General features: G+C 35.2%; 16 protein-coding genes and 3 pseudogenes. 9 read left to right on the top strand and 10 right to left on the bottom strand.

Annotated features, from left to right (window positions below):
* Nucleotides 1-54: 54 nt before the first annotated feature.
* Nucleotides 55-774, bottom strand: a complete 720-nt coding sequence (locus ABWU67_RS04065; protein ID WP_353281728.1) for a hypothetical protein — start codon at nucleotides 772-774, stop codon at nucleotides 55-57.
* A 150-nt stretch (nucleotides 775-924) separates the two neighbouring features.
* On the opposite strand from ABWU67_RS04065, the gene gltX reads away from it, so the two are divergent.
* Nucleotides 925-2,355, top strand: coding sequence for a glutamate--tRNA ligase (gene gltX, locus ABWU67_RS04070; protein WP_341822115.1), 1,431 nt, complete (start codon nucleotides 925-927; stop codon nucleotides 2,353-2,355).
* A gap of 745 nt (nucleotides 2,356-3,100) precedes the next feature.
* On the top strand, nucleotides 3,101-4,906 hold the full coding sequence (gene sdhA / locus ABWU67_RS04075) for a succinate dehydrogenase flavoprotein subunit (RefSeq protein ID WP_353281730.1): 1,806 nt from the start codon (nucleotides 3,101-3,103) through the stop codon (nucleotides 4,904-4,906).
* Here sdhA and ABWU67_RS04080 read toward each other — a convergent pair.
* From ABWU67_RS04080 to ychF, 5 genes and pseudogenes are all read right to left on the bottom strand, one after another.
* Nucleotides 4,878-7,203, bottom strand: a pseudogene (locus tag ABWU67_RS04080) (ankyrin repeat domain-containing protein). The gene sdhA and the pseudogene ABWU67_RS04080 sit on opposite strands and share 29 nt — an antisense overlap.
* 294 nt (nucleotides 7,204-7,497) lie before the next feature.
* Complete coding sequence (gene gmk, locus ABWU67_RS04085; RefSeq protein ID WP_015588988.1) at nucleotides 7,498-8,103, bottom strand: guanylate kinase; 606 nt, start codon at nucleotides 8,101-8,103, stop codon at nucleotides 7,498-7,500.
* A complete protein-coding gene (locus ABWU67_RS04090; RefSeq protein WP_353281732.1) occupies nucleotides 8,087-9,892 on the bottom strand; it encodes a pentapeptide repeat-containing protein in 1,806 nt (601 codons plus the stop codon). The genes gmk and ABWU67_RS04090 overlap by 17 nt, the downstream gene beginning before the upstream one ends.
* Nucleotides 9,885-11,069: an ankyrin repeat domain-containing protein gene (locus tag ABWU67_RS04095; RefSeq protein ID WP_341822118.1), complete on the bottom strand. Its 1,185-nt coding sequence runs from the start codon at nucleotides 11,067-11,069 to the stop codon at nucleotides 9,885-9,887. The genes ABWU67_RS04090 and ABWU67_RS04095 overlap by 8 nt, the downstream gene beginning before the upstream one ends.
* A gap of 102 nt (nucleotides 11,070-11,171) precedes the next feature.
* A complete protein-coding gene (gene ychF / locus ABWU67_RS04100; protein ID WP_353281735.1) occupies nucleotides 11,172-12,266 on the bottom strand; it encodes a redox-regulated ATPase YchF in 1,095 nt (364 codons plus the stop codon).
* 102 nt (nucleotides 12,267-12,368) lie between these two features.
* Here ychF and ABWU67_RS04105 point away from each other — a divergent pair, with 102 nt between their 5' ends.
* Both ABWU67_RS04105 and ABWU67_RS04110 read left to right on the top strand, forming a co-directional pair.
* Nucleotides 12,369-13,301, top strand: a complete 933-nt coding sequence (locus tag ABWU67_RS04105) for a hypothetical protein (protein ID WP_353281737.1) — start codon at nucleotides 12,369-12,371, stop codon at nucleotides 13,299-13,301.
* 75 nt (nucleotides 13,302-13,376) lie between these two features.
* Complete coding sequence (locus tag ABWU67_RS04110) at nucleotides 13,377-14,552, top strand: CCA tRNA nucleotidyltransferase (protein WP_213862916.1); 1,176 nt, start codon at nucleotides 13,377-13,379, stop codon at nucleotides 14,550-14,552.
* Here ABWU67_RS04110 and ABWU67_RS04115 read toward each other — a convergent pair.
* Nucleotides 14,536-14,748, bottom strand: coding sequence for a hypothetical protein (locus ABWU67_RS04115; RefSeq protein ID WP_353281739.1), 213 nt, complete (start codon nucleotides 14,746-14,748; stop codon nucleotides 14,536-14,538). The two genes, ABWU67_RS04110 and ABWU67_RS04115, sit on opposite strands and share 17 nt — an antisense overlap.
* Before the next feature lie 50 nt (nucleotides 14,749-14,798).
* Here ABWU67_RS04115 and ABWU67_RS04120 point away from each other — a divergent pair.
* The 3 genes and pseudogenes from ABWU67_RS04120 (at nucleotide 14,799) to ABWU67_RS04130 (ending at nucleotide 17,396) form a co-directional block, all read left to right on the top strand.
* Nucleotides 14,799-15,657, top strand: a pseudogene (locus tag ABWU67_RS04120) (IS630 family transposase).
* A gap of 90 nt (nucleotides 15,658-15,747) precedes the next feature.
* A pseudogene (locus ABWU67_RS04125) lies at nucleotides 15,748-16,385 on the top strand (IS5-like element ISWpi1 family transposase); the annotation flags it as partial.
* Between the two features lie 54 nt (nucleotides 16,386-16,439).
* On the top strand, nucleotides 16,440-17,396 hold the full coding sequence (locus ABWU67_RS04130) for an IS481 family transposase (protein ID WP_353281741.1): 957 nt from the start codon (nucleotides 16,440-16,442) through the stop codon (nucleotides 17,394-17,396).
* Here ABWU67_RS04130 and ABWU67_RS04135 read toward each other — a convergent pair.
* A complete protein-coding gene (locus ABWU67_RS04135) occupies nucleotides 17,366-18,964 on the bottom strand; it encodes a hypothetical protein (protein ID WP_353281743.1) in 1,599 nt (532 codons plus the stop codon). The two genes, ABWU67_RS04130 and ABWU67_RS04135, sit on opposite strands and share 31 nt — an antisense overlap.
* 135 nt (nucleotides 18,965-19,099) lie before the next feature.
* Complete coding sequence (locus ABWU67_RS04140) at nucleotides 19,100-19,633, bottom strand: HK97 family phage prohead protease (RefSeq protein ID WP_006280514.1); 534 nt, start codon at nucleotides 19,631-19,633, stop codon at nucleotides 19,100-19,102.
* Between the two features lie 919 nt (nucleotides 19,634-20,552).
* Between ABWU67_RS04140 and ABWU67_RS04150 the strand changes: the two genes are divergently transcribed.
* Nucleotides 20,553-21,629: a type I glyceraldehyde-3-phosphate dehydrogenase gene (locus tag ABWU67_RS04150; protein WP_353281745.1), complete on the top strand. Its 1,077-nt coding sequence runs from the start codon at nucleotides 20,553-20,555 to the stop codon at nucleotides 21,627-21,629.
* Nucleotides 21,626-22,387, top strand: coding sequence for a twin-arginine translocase subunit TatC (gene tatC / locus ABWU67_RS04155; protein ID WP_353281747.1), 762 nt, complete (start codon nucleotides 21,626-21,628; stop codon nucleotides 22,385-22,387). The genes ABWU67_RS04150 and tatC overlap by 4 nt, the downstream gene beginning before the upstream one ends.
* Before the next feature lie 53 nt (nucleotides 22,388-22,440).
* Here tatC and ABWU67_RS04160 read toward each other — a convergent pair whose 3' ends face one another.
* Nucleotides 22,441-22,896 (bottom strand): ArgR family transcriptional regulator, encoded by a 456-nt coding sequence (locus ABWU67_RS04160; protein WP_338406790.1) that lies wholly within the window; start codon nucleotides 22,894-22,896, stop codon nucleotides 22,441-22,443.
* Between the last annotated feature and the right edge of the window lie 100 nt (nucleotides 22,897-22,996).

The following is a 22,996-nucleotide window of genomic DNA, read 5'->3' on the forward strand; positions in this document are numbered from 1 at the left end:
CTTAAGTTGAGAAAGTAAATTTCTATATCATTGCCTGCAACTTTTTGTTATATATCAGACAGCCACCCTTGCAAGATCTGTACTACTAAAAGTTTCCACTGGAGTGCTCATGTCATGCAAGTCATGTATCTCACTACACACTTTGCCTGACAGATACGCAGCCCCGCCAGAAATTATCCCAGCCATCGTAGTCAGTGCCATAGATTGAGAAACTAAAAATAAAAAGTATAAAGACAAACATAAAGCAGCAATACACGCTATAGCTCCTATTATGTATAAGCACAGGTGAAACTTCTGGTTACATATGAAGCTGTCTTTTATGCCTGCGATTTCTTTTATTTCTTTTTTGACTGTCTTACTAAACCAGTCAAGAGGAGTCTTTTTAGATTGATCTAGCGCACATCTATTGCACAATGCCTCTTTAACATAATTCTTGACATTTTCTAATTTTTTCGGATCACAATTTGGGTTAGTTTTTTCAGACTCCAAATGCTTGAATATTTCTTTTACTACACTTGGTAATATCCCCACTTCTGCTGCTATATGAAATGGATTTTCATGATCTTTATTGTACTCTAACAAATGAACATTACTTTCAACACTTTTCTTGAAAATAGATAAAAACTTATCAACCTTTCCTGTTTTTGCAGCTAAATGCAGGAGATTATCTCCCCTAATTCTTTGTTTTGTTTTATCAAAAGGGCCGGTGTAACGCCAATTGATATTAGCTTCATTATCTGAAAGCAATTTTGCTATATCTACAAGTCCATCCATAACTCACCTCGCTATATTCAACCAATACTAAATTATACAACACAATTTATGAAAAATAAATAAAATTTTATCTCTCAGAACAAATAAATTCTAAATTGTTACAAACATAAATTTTAGCTATCATCATTTACATTACTGTAACAGACAAATATGCCAGGTATAGTCACGAGATTTGCTCCATCACCAACAGGATTTTTGCACATTGGAGGAGCTCGTACTGCTTTATTCAATTGGCTCTATGCAAAGCATCATGGTGGCAGGTTTTTGCTAAGAATTGAGGACACCGACAGAAAACGTTCAACGAAAGAAGCAATTGATGCAATTATAGAAGGGCTAAGATGGCTCGGTATGAGCTATGATGGGGAAATAGTATATCAGTCAAAAAGAATAGAGCGGCATAAAGAAGTAGCAAACCTTTTAGTTGAGAAGGGTAGGGCGTATCACTGTTATTGCCCTGAGGATGAAGTTGCAGAAAAGAAAATAAAAGCAAGAGAAGAGGGCAAGATATACAAGCATAAATGTACTACAAAACCTCCTTCTTGTCATCCAAGTAGCCGACACTGGGATCCAGAAGAAAATATGTGGTCACGCGCTGGAATGACATCCGGTGTGAGGTCAGTTATCCGTTTCAAAGTGCCAGACTCACAAGAGATCGTCATTGATGATAAAATATACGGCCAAATCAAAGTAAATAGCAACCAGCTTGATGATATAGTGATCTTACGCTCTGACAACACTCCAACATATATTTTTGCTGTCGTAATTGACGATCATGATGCTGGAATAACTGATATAATACGCGGTTCTGACCATCTCACTAATACCTTTAAACATCTGCTAATATACCAGGCTCTTGATTTTGACATTCCACGCTTTGCACATGTGCCGCTTATCCATGGGGAAGATGGGAATAAGCTATCCAAAAGGCATGGTGCCACAAGCGTTTGCGATTATGAAAAGATGGGAATATTGCCAAAAGCGATGCGTAATTACTTGCTGAGACTTGGCTGGAGTCACGGCAACGATGAGATTATTAGCGATGAGCAAGCAATAGAGTGGTTTAATTTAGAAAGTATTGGTCGTTCACCTGCACGGCTCGATTTCAAAAAACTGGAGCATTTGAATAACCACTATATTAGTAATATGAGCAATGAAGATATTCTGACTCTAATGCTTAGAGAAAATACTCTAACTGACAAAAAAAAGGGCTATTTACTGCAGGGACTGACAGAGCTAAAAAAAAGAGCAAACTACCTGACCGAATTATTGGATTTAGCAAAATTTTATATTCAAGATCCGCCACTTGATTTAAGTGAAGAGGCTGAGCAAATTGTCAAATCTAACCTCGATATAATCAAGTTACTCGCGTCATTTCTGTCAAAGATCGGTGATGAAAATTGGAATAAGGGTTTTTTATCTTCTCAGATCAAGGAATGTGCAAAATTGCACGATATGAAAATAAGCGATGTATACCACTCATTACGCGCCCCTATAACTGGAGTAATGGATGCACCTGGAATCATTGATATCATGGTGATTCTTGGTAAAGATGAGTGTATAAGAAGGTTACAAGCAATTTAAATGAAATAAGAAAATTTCTTGACAAGCTTTGCCAGCCCCTTTATCATGACAGTGAAGCTATTGTATTTGCTTTCGCCAATCTGCAAATTAAAAGGTAAGGATTACTTAATGTATCGGCGTCTTATGTTTAATTTTTTGCAGTATATAGATACTGTATGTCTTTACAAAACTTCATCTACATCTAGATTTTTATCTAAATAAGCTGAACGCGCTTACAAAGCGTTACAAGACATCAAAAAATGCCAATACTCGACAAAGATAGTAAAAGACTAGCTAACTCGGGGATTCTTTGTCTTTTTTTCTGCTTGGTAAATTTCTTAAACATTTGCAGCGTAAGTTAGTTGCAATTAAAAGCAGCTGAATTTCGCTTGTCAAGCGTTTAAAACATAAAAAACGCCAATATTTTAAAGCGGATAATAACCACGGGGCTTCTTTTGCCTTTTTTTTCGTTTGGTAAATTTCTTAATGTTTATAGCTAAACGACAATCGTCATCCCGCTGCTTGTTAGCGGGATCTAGAGATACCGCGAATGAATCGCGGTATGACGGTTCGTGGCGGCATGACAATAAGCTCGTCATCCCGCTACGTGTTAGTGGCTGAGATACTGCGGCGGTATGACGTAGGATTGCTGTCATCCCGCTACTTGTTAGCGCCGCGGCGGCATGACGTCTTAACTATAGAAAACTTGTATAGATTTTTTCTACTTCTGTGATATCATAAGCCTGTAATGATAAAATAAGTAAATATGGATAAGTCAGCGTATGAGATCATAGAACATGAGTATGACGTGGTAGTAGTAGGTGCAGGTGGAGCAGGGCTCAGAGCAACGCTTGGGATGGCTGCAACTAATTTTTCAGTTGCCTGCATTTCTAAAATTTTCCCTACACGAAGTCATACAGTTGCAGCACAAGGCGGAATTAGTGCAGCTTTAGGTAATATCGGTGAAGACGATTGGCGCTGGCATGCATATGACACAATAAAAGGTTCAGACTGGCTTGGTGATCAAGATGCAATAGAATATATGTGTAAAAACGCTGCTAAAGCTGTTATTGAACTTGAAAATTTTGGCGTACCTTTTTCTCGTACAGAAGATGGCAAAATATACCAGCGTTCCTTTGGTGGAATGACAACTCACTTTGGTAAAGGAAAATCAGCGCAGCGCACTTGTGCGGCAGCAGATAAGACTGGGCACGCAATCCTTCACACTCTATATCAGCAGTGTCTTAAATTCAACGCTGAATTTTTTGTTGAATACTTTGTGATTGATTTAATTATGGATAGCGAAACCGGAGCATGCTGCGGAGTTCTTGCTTGGTCGCTATGCGACGGCACATTACATAGATTTCGTGCGCATAGAGTGGTGTTAGCAACAGGTGGATATGGACGTGTTTATTTCTCTGCAACAAGTGCGCATACCTGCACAGGTGATGGTAATGGCATGGTAGTAAGGGCTGGATTACCACTTGAAGATATGGAATTTGTACAATTTCATCCAACAGGAATATATGGCTCAGGGTGCCTGATGACAGAAGGATGCCGTGGTGAAGGGGGGTACCTCGTTAATTCTCAGGGCGAGAAGTTTATGGAACGTTACGCACCAAAAGCAAGAGATTTAGCTTCCCGTGATGTGGTAAGTCGCGCAATAACAATTGAAATTAGAGAGGGAAGGGGGGTTGGACCAACAAAAGATCATATGTATTTAACTATAGCGCATCTTGATCCGGAAGTAATAAAACTCAGATTGCCGGGCATCAGCGAAACCGCAAGAACTTTTGCTGGAGTTGATGTCACTAAAGATCCAATACCGGTCATTCCGACTGTTCACTATAACATGGGTGGCATTCCAACCAATTATTATGGAGAAGTGATCACGCTGAAGCAAGGTAAGGAAGAAGTGGTAGATGGACTATTTGCAATTGGAGAAGCTGCATGTGTTTCTGTGCACGGTGCAAATCGACTTGGTTCTAACTCGCTTCTTGATCTTGTGGTTTTTGGTAGAGCTGCAGCGCTCAGAGCAAGAGAGAAACTAAAATCCGGTACACCACATAAAAAATTGCATTCAGACTGCACAGACTGGATAGTAGATAGATTTAATAAAATGCGATTTGCCTCCGGTGGGCTAAAAGTAGCAAAAATACGCAGCGAAATGCAGAACACTATGCAAAAGTACGCATCAGTGTTCCGTGTTGCTGAAGTTTTAGAAGAAGGCAAAAAAGCTATAAAAAAGGTAGCAAAAATGATGCCTGATATTTCACTTGAGGATCGCAGTATGATGTGGAATAGTGATTTAGTTGAAGCACTGGAGCTTGCTAACATGATCCCACAAGCGGTTATTACCATGGAATGCGCAGCTAATCGCGAGGAAAGCAGAGGTGCCCATGCTCGTGAAGACTTTCCTGAACGTGATGACAAAAACTGGATGAAGCACACTATAGCGTGGCTTGAAGAAAAGAAAGGGCAAATTAACGTAAAAATTGATTATAAAAAAGTGGCTGAAAAAACTCTGAGCGGTGAGATTGATTTCATAGCGCCAGAGAAGAGGGTTTATTAGTCAGCCCATCTAAGCTTATTTATGAATTGACGTAGTATTGATATATCGCTCATTTTGGTAGCTGGATTTTCTGCACATTCTGATTGATTTGATGATTTTTGCACCTCTTGCTCTTCTAAATCGTTGGACTTATTTTCTATATCTTTAACAGAGTTATTGCATTGTGTATCATTTTTTGGTGCGTTATCTTGAAGTGTAAGTTGCTTTTCTTCAGTAAACTTTCCTTTAATTTTTCCAAATCCTTCATAAATATTTTCTAAATTCAAGTAAATAAGATAACAAACTCCAATAACTGCTATAATAGATGAGGCAGTTGCAATTGTAATAATTCCTTGAGAAGCACTGAATATTGCTGCACAGGCTAAAGCAGCAAATACAAGCGTTGTCACTGCTTTACAAGCAACATTATTGATGTACTTCACAATATCGCGTGCTTTTAACTTCCTGCCAAAGTTGCACTTCAGTTCAGTTCTCATATCATCTGGAATAAGCGCTCTACCCATTGATTTCTCTATTCCTTTTATAGTTTTATAATACTCTTTGCTCCATAATCTTTCGGGTAGTATTAACTGCTTTGGATCAACACCATTTTGCAATAATTTTACACAGAACTTGATCGTGTTATCACGGCTCTTAGGATTGACCAAATTATGTTTATCTTTTGTCGTCTTAGTAATTAGCGCTACTTGTAGTGGTGTGCGTTCTTTTTCGTTAGCGGCGTTTGCAGCTTTACTAAATTTCTCTTTTTCCACCGAATTTAAAATCAACTCTAAACATGTAACTTTTTGTTCTCCTTTGAATGAAGCAATATAGTGCAGAGCATTTTTTTCATCTTTATCTTGCACAGTAATATCTGCACCATTTTTTAGCAATAGTTCTAGGGTTTCATACCTTTTAGTTTTTTCAAAATTTTTACCTGTACATGATTGTTTCCCGCTCTTTTTTTCTATATACTGAAGTAATCGGTGAAGAGGTGTTTGCTGTTTGTTTCGAGTATTTACCAGTTCTTTGTTTTTTTCTAGTATAAGCTGAGTAAAGTTACACTTTGCTTCTTTCTTTAATGTCACAGCACAGTGTAAGACCGTATCACCATCTGCATTTTTAGTAGTAATATCATCACCTCTCTGTAGCAAATCATTAAATCTATCTATATTTTTATCTGAAACTGCTTTATGTAATGGGTAACCACCGTCGGTAATTTTCGCGATTTTAATTACTACCGAGTTTTCTGTCTTTTGGTCTAACTTAGACTTCTTTACTGACTCTGCTAATTTTTCTAAGAAATTACGATAGTATGTCTTTTGCTCTTCTTTTAAGTCTTGTAATTCTTCTTTAGACAACTGCAAATCATCAATATTTGCTCCTAATTTGAGCAATTGTATAGCAGATACTATTGTATTATCGTAGTGTGGTATAAGTTTTTTTAAAGGTGTTAAAATTTTTCTAGGTGTAGTCTCAAAACTATGTTTTTCTTTTGTTACTTTACTAAGTAACAATGCTTGCAGTGGTGTTTGACCGTTGCCATTTTTATCGTTTACAGCTTTTTCAAGTTGTGCTTTAAGTTCTTCCTTCTTACTCACATTTAGTACTGTATTTAAAAAATCAAACTTTTGTTTTTTCTCTAATTGTGTAACTATTAGGTGTAAAATATTATTTCCTTTCTCATCTTTTATGCTGCTAATATCCGTGCAATCTTTTAGATATTTTTCAAATTTCCTGTTATTTCCATTTTTGATCGCTTTTAGTAATAGAGCATTGCTATTTGTTATTTCGTTGCTTTTCTCTACTTCTTGATCTTCATTTGCTGTATTAGGGTTACTGATTGAATGTTTCTCATAATCATCACCAGCATCGCTACTGTAGTCACTTTCAATTCCACTGTCCCTACGATCATTTTGGTTACAATATTTGCTATTATAAGTAATTTCTGAAATTGCTTGCTTTACTCGCTCTTTTGTTTCATTTGATATTTTTTTCGATCGTTCTATTGCTTTATCTAGCACTGGAAGGAAGCATTGGACATAATACCTATAATATTTTTCTTGTTCTCTAAGTGATTCTTCTAATTTAGTTAATACTTCAGGACTAGCATCTTTTTCAAATAACCTTTTACACTTCTTGAGGGTTCCATCTTGACCTCTTGGTTTTTCACGCTTGTGTTCTTCTTTTTTTACCTTTCTCTCTATAATGCCATACAATTGCTCGTCTTTTCTATCCTGCTCTTGCTTTTTATTTTTATCTATGCATTCACCTAATTTATCTGCATTAGTAGTTAGTGCAGTTATATCTATACCCATACTAAAACCTCAATATTAAAAGCTATTTAAGTTGTCAGCACTAAACTAACAACCAAGAAGTTTGACTTTTAAATTGAGCTAAACGTTGTATATGTGATCAAAATATAGGTGAAAAGGCAGAAAATTAATTTCTGTGAGAAAATTTGCCGTCATAGTTAAACCTCACTTGAACAGTTGCTACTATTTTAACCATTTAATCTTAAAAAATAATAAATATAGCTAAACTGTGAAATGTGCTATTGGCTAAAATAGGATAAGAAACTATAGCTGCAAATATCCAAATTGATGTTTTTATCAGTCTTCCAGACTTGGTTTTTCTTTTAGTTTTTTAAGTCTTTCTTTATTTAGTATGGAGCTTATCTCTTCTACACTTTTATCAATATCATCATTGATTATTACATAATCATATTTATCACGTTTGCTTATCTCTTTTTGAGCTTCGGCTAATCTGCGCTCTATTTCGCTTGCATCATCACTATTACGCTTTTGCAAACGCAACCTAAGCTCTTCCATTGAAGGGGGAAGTATAAAAACACTCACAACTTTTTTTCTCATGAGCTTGAATAAGTGAAATGCTCCTTGCCAGTCTATGCTGAGTAAAACGCTTATTCCATTGCTTAAGTTTTGCTCTATAAAATTTCTTGGTATACCATAAAAATTCTCAAAAACTTTGGCGTATTCAAGCATTTGGCCAGCTTTGCATAACTCGTGAAATTTTTCTTCGGTAACGAAAAAATAGTCTTTTCCATTTATTTCGCCGGGGCGAGGCTTGCGTGTAGTCATAGAAACAGACCTAACTAAATTAGTTGATTGCTCAAGTAATTTTGCTGATATAGTAGTTTTTCCAGCTCCAGAAGGGGAGGATAGAACCAATAATACGCCCTCACTTTTTACGGTCATTTTTCTTTGCATTTTTTAACATGGTGCTTTTTGGATCAGAGTTTAAAAAGCTAGAACCTTCTAAATTAGAATTTGATAAGTTGGTGCCAATGAGAGAAGAGTTATCAAAGACAGTATAGCGCAAATCGGTCTTTTCAAAATTTGCCTTATTCAAATTAACGTTTACAAACTTTGCTCTACTCAATGTTGAATTAGAAAAATCGGCATTTTCTAAATTCATATTCTTAAATTCAAAGTAAGAATAATTTACATTAAATTTTTCACCCTGTGATATTTTCTCTTGCAAATCTCCAATTGAAGTTATAGCATTTTCTAACCCTGCAAGTTTTTTCTGTCCTTGATTGTCAATCAAAATTGAATTATCAAATTTGCAACCTGTTAAGTGAGCATCAACAACTGAACTTTTATATATGCTTGAAGAGTGAAAAGACATATCACTAATTGTTGAATTACTCAAATTGCTAAGAAAAAAACTAGTTTTCCTAAAGGCATTAGCGTGAAGCAAAGAAGATCTGAAATCGCTTTCAATAAAATTTGAATTAGTTACTTTTAAATTGGACCAACTCGAATTATCAGCTAATAAATTAAAGAATGTTGAATTTTCTATTTCACTGGAATCAATATTATGGCGAGAAAGTGTACTGTTATAAGCTTGAGAGTCTTGGATTTTTATCTTATACATTGAAGTTGTAGAAAGGTCTGAATCTTCTATCTTGACATAGGTGAATAGTGAATGGTCAAAAAATGAGCCATTCATGTTAGAATTTGCAACTTTAGTATTATGAAACTTTCCGTGACGAATGTCAGCATTAGAGACATTAACTTGATGCAGTTCACTAAAACTAAAATCAATATTGGATAAATCAGCATCATGAAGATTTGCTTCAGAAACATATGCATGTTTTATCTTGGAACCATTTAGTATAGATTGAACAAAACTTGAATTATCGTCATTCACATAGGAAATTTGTGTGTTGCTTAAATCAGTTTCGTCGAAGTTACTGTTAATTATGATAGAAGAATTAAGGCAGGCATCGGAAAGATTGCTACCTGTAAAGTCTGATTCTTTTAACTCTGCACCATATATGTTAGCATTTTTTAATGAAGAAAATTGTATCTTTAATTTATATGCATCCACTCCAAAGAAACTTGCATTATCAAGGTTGTTTTTCTGCATAACAGTATCGTTTATTTCACTATCACTAAAATTTACGTGGCTAACATTCGAGTTTGATAAGTTGGAGAAATTCATTTTCACATTCGAGAAATTAGTATGCAAACCAATTACGTTGTGCATACTTACTTTTTTGAGATCGGAACTGATAAAATCAGCATAACTAACATTAGACTGATCAAATACGATATCTGTTAAGTTTGCAGAAACAAATTTTGTAAAACTCAAATTTGTACCTTTTATTTTAATGCCATGTAAATTAGCATTGGAGAAATTAGCACCACGTAAATCAACATCAATGAAAGACACGTCGGATAAATCGGTGTTAGAAAAATCAGCACCAATCAGACTTACTCCATCAAAAACAGATTTACTTAGGTACAGTTGGTTAAAATTAGCTCCATTTAAGTTAGAACCAAAACCTTTCTTAAAATCTTCTGGCACGCCCTCTTTGTCGCACTGCACCAAAAATTCAGCAAAGTCTTTTTTACTGTAAGATACGTATTTTGCATCACGCAGAGCATTTAAAAAATCACTAATCTGATTTTTTTCATCATTTATTTCGTTTCCATAACATAAATGACCAACTAAAATTAATATCAAAAATCTAATCATCTTGCTTATCGCACTGTATTTCTTTCGTTTTCACAGCCCAATCGTACATTGCTGAGCTTTCTTTATTGTCTATTTTTCTATCCTCCAAAAGATGTGGCATCATTTCGGCAATCGCATTTATTATATTGATCTGCTTTTTTTCGATTGCTATATCAATTGGGGATTGAAAATTATTGTTAACTACTCTAAGATCAGCACCTTGTAATAAGAGAAAGCGCACTATGTCTACCTCACCTTGTTTAACTGAATAAATGAGAGGAGTATCACCCAATTTATTTCTAAACCTTAGTATCTCTTGAATTGTTAATCCAATTTTTTCTAGCTTACTTATTACTCCTCTTAAGCAAGTTAAGTTGTTCTTCTTAATGCAGTAAAAAAATTGCTTACTGTAATCATCAATAAACACAGTTGTAGGAAGATGCTCATTAAGGCTATCATATTGTCGTTTATATATTGACTTGCTTTGTATGTCTTTATGACCCCATTCTTTTATTGGTTCTCTGTTTAGCTTTGTCCATTTTTGTAAATTTTTCTTTTCACTTTCATCTTTTTTAGTTATAGGTTTTACTCTATTGCGGTCCTTGGAATTACTGTTTGTTTCTTTCACTTTTTTTTCTTCAAACTGACTCTCTACTTTTTCTTTTTTTCCCTCTAATAATTGACTCGCATCACTTTTTGAAAGTTCATTATCTTTTATATCAATCTTCTGATCAGCTTGTAGATTTTTTTGCGGGTTAGCTGTATTCTCATTTAAATCAGCACTTAAAGGCAAAGGCTCTGGTTTCAAATCTTTATTCACTTCTTTATTGGCCACATTTGGTAAATTTTGAGCAAATTTGTCTGTGCTTCCTTCTAGCTGGTCATTTGGCAAATCTTTATCAATCCTTTCACCTTCACTTATAGTTTTTTCAACCACGAAAGCTTTGTTCTCGTTGTGTTGCAGTTTCTCTTTATCGGTAGTGCCGTCTAATCTTTTGCTCTCAGCTTCTTGTGTTTGTTTAGCATCGACGTTGCTTTTCAACTCATCTTTTTGATTTGTGCTATCTTGCTTCCTTACACCTACATTTTCGTTTTTATGAACTGATTCAATTTTCTTTTCTTCAAGCTGCTCTACGGCAAACAGGATGGGTGATCCGAATACGACAGCTAATAATATAAAATATAAAATATTCTTCATAAATATCCCAAGCATAAGCTTAATTAAAATGATACTATAATCAAATGATTAATCTACAGTAAAAAATGCCTTAGATAAAAAACCAATAGAAAGGATAAATTACTACACATTAAACCTAAAGTGCATTATATCACCATCTTGCACGATGTAATCTCTGCCTTCAAAGCGAATTTTTCCTGCGTCTTTGCAAGCTGATTCACTTCCATACTTTATGTAGTCTGCAAAGCTTATTGTCTCTGCTTTTATAAAGCCTTTCTCAAAATCAGTGTGGATTACACCTGCTGCTTTATCGGCTGTTGACTCTATTTTTACTGGCCATGCCCGTGCTTCTTTGGGGCCCACAGTAAAGAAAGTTATCATACTCAGCACTTCATACATAATACGCGCTACTCCATCAAGGCCTGATTCTTGTAAGCCAAATTCTGATAAAAAACTCTGTTTTTCCTCTTCAATATCAAGATTTGCAATATCTGCTTCGAGTTTTGCTGAAATGCAATAAAATTTGCTTTTATTTTCCTCTGCCATTCTCTCTACCTTTTTAGATAATTCATTGCCAGTTATAACATTTGTATCTTCAACATTGCAAACGTACATAACGGGCTTTGTTGTCAGCAATTGAAGCGACTTCATCTCATCTCCATCGATATTCTCCAAACTTCTTGCAGGTTTACCTGATTTTAAAGTAGCTAAAACCTCTTGCATTAATTCAAGTTGTCTCTTTAGCTCTTTATCACCTTGCTTTGCTTTCTTTTCCAATTGAGGAAGCCTTTTTTCTATGCTATCAATATCAGCTAGGATTAATTCCATTTTTACCACTTCAGCATCTGATATTGGATCTATTTTACTGTGTACATGGCTGATATCGTTATCCGTAAAGCACCTGAGCAGATGAACAATGGCATCAACTTCTCTGATATGGCTTAAAAATTTATTGCCGAGCCCTTCACCTTTGCTCGCACCCTTTACCAGACCTGCAATATCTACAACTTCTAATTGGTTATAAATTATCTTCTCTGAACCTGCAATTGCTGCGATTTGTTTCAAACGTTGATCTTTTATCGAAATCTTGCCTATATTTGGCTCAATTGTGCAAAAAGGATAATTTGCAGCTTCGGCTGCACTTGACTCTGTAAGCGCATTAAATAAGGTTGATTTTCCTATGTTTGGTAACCCAACTATACCGCAGTTAAAGCTCATATTTGCTATGTAAAATTATAACTATTGCATAATTTAAAAATTTCTGCTATACTTAATTAGTTACAATCTTGTTGGTATATAGCTTAAATTAAGGTAAAAACTATGACTACAGCTAAGAAACGGAAACTACCAAGTGACTTTCATGATGTTGAGGTTGGAATAAAAAGGCCCAGGACCTCAGGGCAAGAAATAACTCTTTTAAATAGTAACCCTTACCCTGAAAATTTCTATGTAGGACAAGCAATTGGTAATGGAAGCTGTTTTTTTGACTCGTTCAGGCAAAGTCTAGAACAACAGAAAGGAGAGCAAGTTACTGTCGAAAAATTAAGAAATGATTGTAGGGAATTTGCACAAAAGGATCCACCAAAGTGGTTTACAAATGCAATCGTCAATAGTCATGATAACAATGGCCAGCACCGTAGTGAAACTGTAGATGATTATACAGCAAACATTATGCGTAACGATAGATGGGGTGATCCTGACGTTGAAGGCAGAATACTTTGTGAAAAGTATAAGGTAAAGCTACATGTTATAGAGAACCAGACTGTTGATAACCAAGATCTGTCTTTGCATGAATTAATAGACAATTCAGGTTCAAAAAGTGCAGGTGAATACAATAAAGTTGATTATGATGATAGTAGTATTGTGCATATAATAAACAAAGGCGGATTGCATTTCGAACCATTGCTTGATAGAAATAAAAGTTTAGCAAAACAACTGCAAGAGGAAACCAAACTTAAACAAGAGCAAGAACAAGAAGATTTCCTATTAGCAAAAAAACTGCAGCTAGACGAGATCTTAGAATATTGTAACCTTTCAAAGGATATCTCTGAGAGAGCAGAGATTGAAAAGGGATTTGATAAGTTATTGGCAGAAAATGCTAATGGAAAAATTGGTGATGTTGTAGGGCAGTGCGTTAGTGATATAAAGCAGCGCATAGAGCAGCAAAACCCTTCAAGTTTACTAAGATGTGGTAAGGAATCGATGGCAGAACCATTTCATCAACAACGAGCACCACAACTTGTAAAATCTTAATAGCCCTGTATATTTTTATATAGGGCTTTTGCAAGCATTTCATATAATATGAACTTGCAGTACGTACTAACCTAAATGCAAGTTGACCATGAGACTAGTTTAATTATTGATGCCATAGAGGAATTTGGTGGTGAGGCTAGGCTTGTCGGCGGGTGTGTGAGAGACTCAATTTTGCAGCGTGATGTCCACGACATCGATTTAGCTACTAATTTGCTTCCCAATCAAACGATTAAAGCGCTAAAACTCCGTAATATTAAAACTATTCCAACTGGCTTAAAACATGGAACTATCACTGCGGTTCTAAATCAAAGATCTTTTGAGATCACAACACTAAGGCATGATGTGAAATGTGATGGTAGGCATGCAAAAGTAGAATTTACCAATAATTGGCAAGCGGATGCTTCAAGGCGCGACTTTACATTTAATGCTCTGTATGCAGATAAGCATGGCCATATATATGACTACTTTGGTGGTATAGAGGACTTAAAAGCGCGAAGGTTAAACTTTATAGGCAACGCTGAAGATAGAATTAAAGAAGACTATCTACGTATTTTAAGAGCATTTCGTTTTCATGCAAAAATATGTGTCGGAGATTTGAGTGATGAAATACTAAACGTATGCAAAAAGCATTCGCATATGATTCAAAACCTCTCTGGAGAGAGAATAAGAGATGAAATACTTAAATTGCTGGAGTGCAATGATCCTTTTCCAACACTTAAGAGCATGCAAGAATCTGATGTTTTGCAAAAGATTATCCCAAAAGAAGTAAAATGCGAAATTCTGTCTTCGCCACTTCTTTTGGGCACTGATGCACTAGTAAAATTAGCGTTACTCCTTAGGACTACTAAAAAAAATGACAGGCTAAGTCTTGGAGAATATGTAAGCAAATTTTTACGTCTTTCGAACAAGCAAAAGAAAAAGCTGCTATTTTTACTATCCAACGATATCAAAACAGAACTCTCAGAAAAAGAGCAAAAAAAATACATATCTTTATTTGGTAGAGAATTATATTGTGATTTAGTGAAAATTTGTGGTGTTGAGTCTGGAGAAAATGTTGATGAATACATTTCATTTGCTAACACATTCAATATTCCAAAATTTCCTTTATCTGGCGATGATTTAATAAGTATAGGTCACCAGCCAGGAAAAAGTTTAGGTAGAAACTTGGAATTGCTAAAACAACATTGGGAAGATAGCTCCTACACTTTAACAAAAGAGGAGCTGGTGCTTTATGCTAAGAGCCTATTCTAACTGCTTTCTGACTGTTCAATGAATGTATGCTTGCAATATTAGGGGAACTCATAGAGGAATTAGGTATATGTTCTTTTTTAGCTTTTTCTGTTAATTGATATTCGTTTACTCCTCCTTGAGTTTGATTACACATTCCCTGATCTGGAGATAAAAATTTATCTCTTATGCTTAATGCCAGTTGTATAGCTCTTTCCACAGAAGTCCGGATATGATAAGATTAAGGATAGATGGCGATAAGGAGGTTGGATGCCGGCAGCATATAGTTATGATTTAAGAAAAAAAGCAATGGAAGCACTAGACGAAGGGGAAAGCAGAGAAGCAGTGGCAGCAAGATTTAAAATTGGACGAACTACTTTGTGGGAGTGGCAGCAAAGAAAAAAAGAAACAGGCGACTTTCAGTCAAAAAACTCGGTAATGGAGGTTACAATCAGAAAATTATCGACTGGAATAAGTTTATCGAATTTGCTAAAAAACACGGTAGAAAAACTCTGTCGGAAATGGCTAAACTTTGGGGCAACGTTAGTATCGAAACGATCCACCGAGCTCTCAGAAAAATTGGATTTACGCGCAAAAAAAGACATATGGATACAAGGAAAGGAACGAAGAAAAACGTGCTGAATTCTTAAAAATTATAGCAACAAAAGAACCAGAAAACTTAGTGTATATAGATGAGTCTGGGATTGATAACACGGAGGACTATCCATATGGGTATTGCCAGAAAGGACAGCGATTTTATGCCCTAAAATCTGGAAAAAAAACTCAACGAATCAGCATGGTTGCAGCCTTAAGTAGAAGAAAGATAGTTGCTCCATTAACATTTGAAGGCCACTGTAATATGGATATTTTTAATGGATGGTTTGAGCAATTTTTGGCACCGATCTTAGAACCTGGACAAACTGTCATTCTTGATAATGCTACTTTTCATAAGTCTGATAAGCTTATCAAGCTCGCTAAAGGAGTCGGTGCAGAAATTTTGTATCTGCCGCCTTATTCTCCAGATTTTAACAAAATTGAGCATCATTGGTTTGCTATAAAAAACAGAGCCAGGAAAAACATTCCTCTATTCGAATCCTTTCGTCGTGCTGTTGATTCTGCCTTCCTATGACCTATTCGGACTATTATGAGAAATGCTATAAGAGGTTGTCCGGAAACAAGTAAAAGGCTATAATATCTGAAATTTTAGTACGGGGTAAAGATGAGAAAAAAGTATCTAACAGATCTAAGCGAAAGGGAATGGGCAAGAATAGAAAAACACTTCAGAGTATCATACAAGAAAGGAGGAAGGCCGCCAAAGTATAGCAAAAGAGAAATATTAGAAGCAATTTTCTATGTATTGCGTACAGGGTGTCAATGGCGGTATTTACCAAATGATTTTCCGCTATGGAAGACTGTGTATGAGCAGTTCAGGCAATGGAAGAAGCAGGGAATTTTTGAGAAAATGAATTATGAAATTACAAAATATAGTAGAAGAAAAATAGGAATGAATGAGCAGCCGAGTGCCTGTATAGTAGATAGTCAATCTGTAAAGACTACAGAAAAGGGGGGATCAAAGGCTATGATGGAAGTAAAAAAGTAAAGGGTAGAAAAAGGCATATAATTACAGACACTCAGGGTTTTATACTAGGTTGTTACGTAGGCGCTGCTAACGAAAATGATAGAGATGGTATTAAAATAGCATTAAACAATATGAGAACAAAATATACTAAAGTTAAAAAAATGTGGGCTGAAATGGGATACCAAGGAAGAAATTTAAAGAATCACATAAAGGAAGAATATGACATAGATATTGAAATTGTTAAAAGGCCTCCATGTAGATTTTGGGTGCACAAAGATATGTATGGTCCCAGAGAGTGATGGTATACTATCATCATCATTTAAGGAGTCATTATGGGACAGATATTACATGGGTGCGCCAAAACAACACAGACGATTCGTAGAGCAATACAAAATAGAAAAGAGAGCATAGCAAAACTCTCCAAGCATTATAACCTTAATCCAAAAACTATTATTAAGTGGAGAAAACGTTCATTTACGAAAGATGCTGATATGGGTCGAAAGCATCCAAGATCAACTGTTTTAACGCTAGAAGAGGAAGCTATAATAGTTACATTTCGCAAGTATACACTACTGCCACTAGATGATTGCCTTTACGCTCTGCAGTCTACAATTCCGCATTTGACTCGCTCTAGCTTGCATCGTTGTTTACAAAGACACAACATTAGCAGATTACCAACTGTTGATGGAGAAGTTAAGTCAAAAAAGAAATTCAAACAATATCCTATCGGTTACTTTCATATTGATATTGCTGAAGTTAGAACTGAGGAGGGCAAATTACATTTGTTTGTTGCTATTGATAGGACATCCAAATTTACCTATGTTGAGTTGTGTAACAGTGCTACAAAACCCATAGCTGCTGAGTTCTTACGTAATTTGATTAGAATTTTACCGTATAAAATCCATACTATTTTGACAGATAACGGTATACAATTTACAAACCAGAAGCGTCATAAGTATGCTTTCCAACATATATTTGATAGAGTTTGCGAAGAGAATGTTATTGAACATCGTTTGACAAAAGTTAGCCATCCTTGGACGAATGGGCAAGTCGAGCGTATGAATAAAACTTTAAAGGATGCTACAGTTAAGAAGTATTACTATCAATCGCACCAGCAACTTAAAGAACACCTTTATAACTTTGTTATGGCTTATAATTATGCAAAGAGACTCAAAACTCTTAAGGGTCTTACTCCTTATGAATTTATATGTTATCAGTGGACACAGTCTCCAGAATTATTTATACTAAATCCACACCATCACACTCTGGGACCATACATCAACTCTTGAATCTTATTTGAAAAACATTTCATTTTAGCCTCTGTTAATTTTCCTGTAACAATTTCTTTAAGCAATTCTCCTGAGTCGTTATTATTATTATTCTTGCTATTAAAGCTGTGCAAGATAGAGTCTACAATCTTATTTACCCCTTCTTGTTTGTTAAATTCTAATTTTTTTACGCATTTTCTAACAGAAGGTGACAACTTGGCTTTTAACGTGTCATCTCGTAGTTCTTTACCCATATTTTTTCCAATGTTACAATGTTCGTTGACAACTTCTTTAACCTTAGCTTCTATGATCTCCCTTGCGGATTGTTTCAAATTACTTTCTAATAATTCAAGCAGCTTACTGCTTTCAAATTTGCCATCATCTTGATTTGATAGAGACTTTATAGTTTCATTAAGCACGTTATGGCAAAAGTGTTTCTCTTTAAATTCAGGAAAACCTTTTTTTAACTCCTCGTTTTTCCCAGATAAAAAGTTATTGAGACCCTTATCCCTAGAAAGCTTATTGGGCAAGTTTCGTAATTTTGAAAGAGTTGATTTTGCAGTAGATACTGTACTCACTGCACCTGCCTTTTTAGCCAATTGACCTTCTTTTGCTTCCTGTAGTTTCTTAGTGTCAGCTTTCAATTGACCTTCTAAATCAATCTCCAATTGTTGTTTAGATTCTTGAACACTTTGTAATTGCTTCCCCAAGTTCTCCATTTCACCCAATTGAGCAGTCAATGTATTCACACTTAATCGTAGAGCTTTGTTTTCATGACCTAAGTCACTGACTTTATTTTCTAATTCAGTATTTTTGTCTTTAGCCTGACACAATTTATCAGTCTGTGATTTAAGTAAAGCCACTAATTTGCTAGCTTGCCATTGTTGATTCAATTCAATTAATTTATCCTCCTTGTCCTTTAACCTACTCTTAAGTTCTATTATTTGTGCTTGCAGACTTTCATTATCTTTCCTAGTAGCTTCAATTTCTTCTCCTTGCTCTCTTATTATCATGTATTGATCAAATATAGTTTTCTGTTGTTCATCAACTTTATCCTGCATTGCTTTTTTATCTTGTTTGTATTTGGTTAGTTCCTCTTCTCGTTCGCCTGCATCTTCTGTAAGTCCCTTATAACTCTTTTCAAGTCCTTCAATTGCAGATCGTAATTCTCTATTTTCTTCTTTTAAGGAAGCATTTTGTAAACGTTCAAGTTCTAATTCCTGATTTATGCCCTCCAGCTGTTCTTCTAATGCTTCATCATCTTCCTCTGTTATCAATGCTACTCCATCAGTCTGAACCCCTCCATCTTTGTTTATCACTACACTTTGGCTCTCTTTCTCTACAACTTCAGGTTTTAAGTCAACTTGAACACTTCCATCTATTGTCTTAAAAGCATCAGTTTGAACTTCATTGTTTGCAGTAGTTTTATCGTAGTACAAAATATTTTCTGCCCATCTATTCCATCTCTTGGGCAATATTCGTCCAATCGTTTTTAGATATAACCAAGCAAATACAGTAGACCAGCTGTATTTTTTTTCCTTTCGCTTAATATTAATTTCATAATTAACCTTATTATTAATATTTAGCATAAAATTACCTTATTTTTTAACTTTAATTTACAGAAAATTTTAATAGTAATAAAGTTGTATATATTAGTATAAATGTTAAACAAATACTAACACAGGTGTCAAATTATGGTAAAGTCTTTGCCCGCCTAATACACTTTAAGCAGAAATGTACATGTCTGCAAGTACAGCATTTGCTTTTTCTATCGCTCTTGCTAACACTTCCTGTTCATTGTTCTGATTTTTCACATTGATTACCTGAGCAGCCAAGTTTGCAGGAAAAGTGACCAAACTGACTTCCCATAATTCCACTTGTTTTAACACTCTAGCTCCACTTTTATGATCAACATCATACTCTATAGGTATATAGCCGATGGAAAGTCCGTTAATTGCCCCAGTTTTGAGCATCAAATACACTTCTTCTGCTTTCTGAATACCCAAAAGTAAATGTGCGGTTATATACAGGCCAACATCATTTTCGTAAATATCTATGATACTACCTATAGGTTCGTCAGGATTATGCTGCCAAAGGAGTTTTATTTTATTTCTGTTTAAATTTTCCTTAAATGCTCCAGGCAATATCAGATCATTTTGTTTATCAACTATATTAAAAACGCTAGCATAACCAGAAAATACACCGTTTTCTCCTATGCTTTTTATTGACAATGGTGAATAGAGAAATTTCTTATTCATAAAGCCTCCTGTAGTATTGGGAATTTTGTTTCGCAATGCACTGCGATATAATTCTATTATATGCAGTGCTCTAAAAGGGGGAAGCACTTTTCTTAGTTACTAAAAACGCTAAATTGTAATATGGTACAATGTTACAACGATGTCATGAAAGTAGCTGAAACTGGTTCCTTTATGACGGCAGTACCTTCTCCTGTCATCCGAGTAGCCTCCTTTTTTTGTCATCCCAGTGCTTGACACTGGGATCCAGAAGACTTAATTTCAACCAAGTGGCTGCATAATAAAGGCTGGATTCCAGTGTCAAGCACTGGAATGACATCACAGGGGCATTGACCTCTCTTGGGCTCTTTTAGCTATAAACATTAAGAAATTTACCAAATGAAAAAAAAGGCAAAAGAAGCCCTGGGGTTATTATCTGCTTTAAAATATTGGCGTTTTTTATGTTTTAAATGTTTGACAAGCAAGATTTAGCTGCTTTTAATTGCAACTAACCTACGCTGCAAATGTTTAAGAAATTTACCAAGCAGAAAAAAAGACAAAGAATCCCCGAGTTAGCTAGTCTTTTACTATCTCTGTCAAGTATTGGCATTTTTTGATGTCTTGTAACGCTTTATAAGCGCGTTCAGCTTATTTAGATAAAAATCTAGATGTAGATGAAGTTTTGTAAAGACATACAGTATCTATATACTGCAAAAAATTAAACATAAGACGCCGATACATTAAGTAATCCTTACTTTTTAATCTGCAGATTGGCGAAAGCAAATACAATAGCTTCAGTTTCATGATAAGGGGGCTGGCGGAGTTTGTCAAGCAAGTTTTTAGCCCTGTCTCCTTGCTATAATGTTCATATCGATAGAAAAGCAAAAGAATAAAATGAAATATCAAGTGATATCCTCTATAATTAAATTTTTTGAATGAAGAGATGACGGTTCGCGTAGGAATTAATGGTCTGGGTAGAATAGGCAGAGGCGTATTGCGTGCTATTTTCGAAATAGAAGAATATAGCAAACAAATAGAAGTTGTAGCTGTCAATGGATCGCTCAGTGCAAAGCAGCATGCACATTTGATTAAATATGATTCTGTTCATGGCAAATTCAGTGGTGATATTGATTTTAATGAGTCTCAAAATTGGATTTCTATAAATGGCAAAAAGTTTTCTTTATATAGAGAACGGAATCCTGAAAATATTCCTTGGAATGTTGATGTAATACTTGAATGTACTGGTGCATTCAATAAACGTGAAGAAGCAATAAGGCACAATGCAGAGAAAGTAATTGTCTCTGCTCCAGTTCCGGATGCTGATGTCACTATAGTTTATGGTGTGAATGACGATATGCTCGAAAAAGAGCATAAAGTGATATCAGCAGGTTCTTGCACTACAAATTGCCTTGCTCCGATTGTGAAAGTCCTACACTCCAGTTTAGGTATAAAAAGCGGTTTTATGACTACTATACATGCCTACACGAATGATCAAAATGTTCTTGATGGTAATCATAAAGATTTGCGTAGAGCAAGGGCTTGCGGATTATCTATGGTGCCAACTACAACCGGAGCAGCAAAAACAATTGGTTCTATAATTCCTGAATTAAAGGGCAAGCTAGATGGCACTGCCGTCAGAGTTCCGGTTAGCAATGTTTCTATGGTTGATTTTACATTTACGACTGATAAGAAAGCGACCGTTAAAGAAATCAATGAAATGTTTAAGGATGCAGCTCTCTCCTCTACGTCATTCCAGCGCGTGACGCTGGAATCTAATTTCTGGATCCCAGTGTCAGCTACTCGGATGACAGAGGGTTATCCAATGTCAAATGTACTTTCTATATGCGAGGAACCTTTAGTCTCAATAGATTTTGTGCATAACCCTTATAGTGCAATTGTGGATTTAACTGGTACATATGTTACAGGTGATATATGCAGGGTTGCAGCGTGGTATGACAATGAGTGGGCTTTTTCGCTGAGAATGTTAGACATAGCATTATTGAGCTATAGTAAAGTATGAACTGGAACTCAAGCAAATACGCCTCATTTTATGAGCACTTTGCGGAACTCAGAAAAAGAGTTATCTTTTGCTTTCTATTTTTTTGCGTTGCTTTTGGTTTTTGTTATTACTTTAAGGAAAATATATACCGTTTTTTACTCGCACCTTTAATAGAAGCAACAAAAGGTAGCAAAGGTTTTTCTTTAATTTACACAGACTTAACAGAGGCATTTTTTGTGTATCTCCAAGTTGCAATAATGAGCACACTTTTGTTTTCTTTTCCTGTGTTTGCATGGCAATTTTATATGTTCTTAGCACCTGGGTTATATAAAAGTGAAAGGGCAGTGTTGTTGCCATACTTGATTGCAACACCGGTTTTATTTGTAACGGGAGCTACTGTAGTCTATTACTATATATTTCCTTTAGCCTGGAAGTTTTTCATCACTTTTGAACATAGTGGGAAATCTTTCGGTATACCAATAGAGTTTATGCCATCAGTTAGCGAATATTTAGACCTCGTTCTCCAATTTATGTTTGCTTTTGGCACTGCATTTCAAATTCCAGTAATACTCACATTAATGGTGAGAGTTGGGCTACTGACTGCACAAAGTTTGTCAAATAAACGTAGAATTGCAATAGTGGTAATTTTTATTATTGCTGCAATCTTAACTCCACCTGATGTATTAAGCCAAGTAGGGCTTGCAATACCTATGCTGATTCTATATGAATTGTCCATTCTGATATGTAGGTATATTGAAAAAAAGAAGACAAAGATTTAAACAAAGAAATCCCTCTTATCTCCTTTATATCACATTTTTAACTTACAACATTCTTATTCAGGACTTAAATATGGAAATGTTTCATAAATTGATTGTAATACTTTGTTAAGTTCAGTCTTACTTTTGATGATCAATAATACTGTATCATCACCTGCTATAGTTCCTATAATTCCTATGTTTTTGCTATTATTTAATGAATAAATAACATATTTCTGATCTAGAAAGTAAGCCAGACTGCTAGCTTGTCCTGGTTGGGTATGTAGTACTATTAAACCAAAATCCGAAATTTGCATATTAAGTATCAATGGTAATTGATACTGGTTGATATCGATTACTTTATACACACCAGCAACTTTGGCAATTTTAAGTTTTTTTAATTTTCTTGATAAAGTAGCCTGAGGAATGTTGTGCCCTCTTTCTTTAAGCAAGGTCTGTAAATCGCTCTGCTCTAAAATTTCGTGATTTTGAATAATATTTAAAATATGTTCACCTAGTGTGTTGTCATGCATTATGCATTTTCCTCATATTGAATATGTAATAAGTATATTTGAAATTATATTCATTATTTCTTGACTATTCAATTTTTAATGTCTATATTCATAAGATGAA

This window comes from Wolbachia endosymbiont (group A) of Aleiodes leptofemur (genome assembly GCF_964028465.1).
Lineage (GTDB): Bacteria > Pseudomonadota > Alphaproteobacteria > Rickettsiales > Anaplasmataceae > Wolbachia > Wolbachia pipientis.

Coding starts and splice junctions, on each gene's coding strand:
- ABWU67_RS04065 (WP_353281728.1), bottom strand. CDS start 774: ATGGATGGACTTGTAGATATAGCAAAATTGCTTTCAGATAATGAAGCT.
- gltX (WP_341822115.1), top strand. CDS start 925: ATGCCAGGTATAGTCACGAGATTTGCTCCATCACCAACAGGATTTTTG.
- sdhA (WP_353281730.1), top strand. CDS start 3,101: ATGGATAAGTCAGCGTATGAGATCATAGAACATGAGTATGACGTGGTA.
- gmk (WP_015588988.1), bottom strand. CDS start 8,103: ATGACCGTAAAAAGTGAGGGCGTATTATTGGTTCTATCCTCCCCTTCT.
- ABWU67_RS04090 (WP_353281732.1), bottom strand. CDS start 9,892: ATGATTAGATTTTTGATATTAATTTTAGTTGGTCATTTATGTTATGGA.
- ABWU67_RS04095 (WP_341822118.1), bottom strand. CDS start 11,069: ATGAAGAATATTTTATATTTTATATTATTAGCTGTCGTATTCGGATCA.
- ychF (WP_353281735.1), bottom strand. CDS start 12,266: ATGAGCTTTAACTGCGGTATAGTTGGGTTACCAAACATAGGAAAATCA.
- ABWU67_RS04105 (WP_353281737.1), top strand. CDS start 12,369: ATGACTACAGCTAAGAAACGGAAACTACCAAGTGACTTTCATGATGTT.
- ABWU67_RS04110 (WP_213862916.1), top strand. CDS start 13,377: ATGCAAGTTGACCATGAGACTAGTTTAATTATTGATGCCATAGAGGAA.
- ABWU67_RS04130 (WP_353281741.1), top strand. CDS start 16,440: ATGGGACAGATATTACATGGGTGCGCCAAAACAACACAGACGATTCGT.
- ABWU67_RS04135 (WP_353281743.1), bottom strand. CDS start 18,964: ATGCTAAATATTAATAATAAGGTTAATTATGAAATTAATATTAAGCGA.
- ABWU67_RS04140 (WP_006280514.1), bottom strand. CDS start 19,633: ATGAATAAGAAATTTCTCTATTCACCATTGTCAATAAAAAGCATAGGA.
- ABWU67_RS04150 (WP_353281745.1), top strand. CDS start 20,553: ATGACGGTTCGCGTAGGAATTAATGGTCTGGGTAGAATAGGCAGAGGC.
- tatC (WP_353281747.1), top strand. CDS start 21,626: ATGAACTGGAACTCAAGCAAATACGCCTCATTTTATGAGCACTTTGCG.
- ABWU67_RS04160 (WP_338406790.1), bottom strand. CDS start 22,896: ATGCATGACAACACACTAGGTGAACATATTTTAAATATTATTCAAAAT.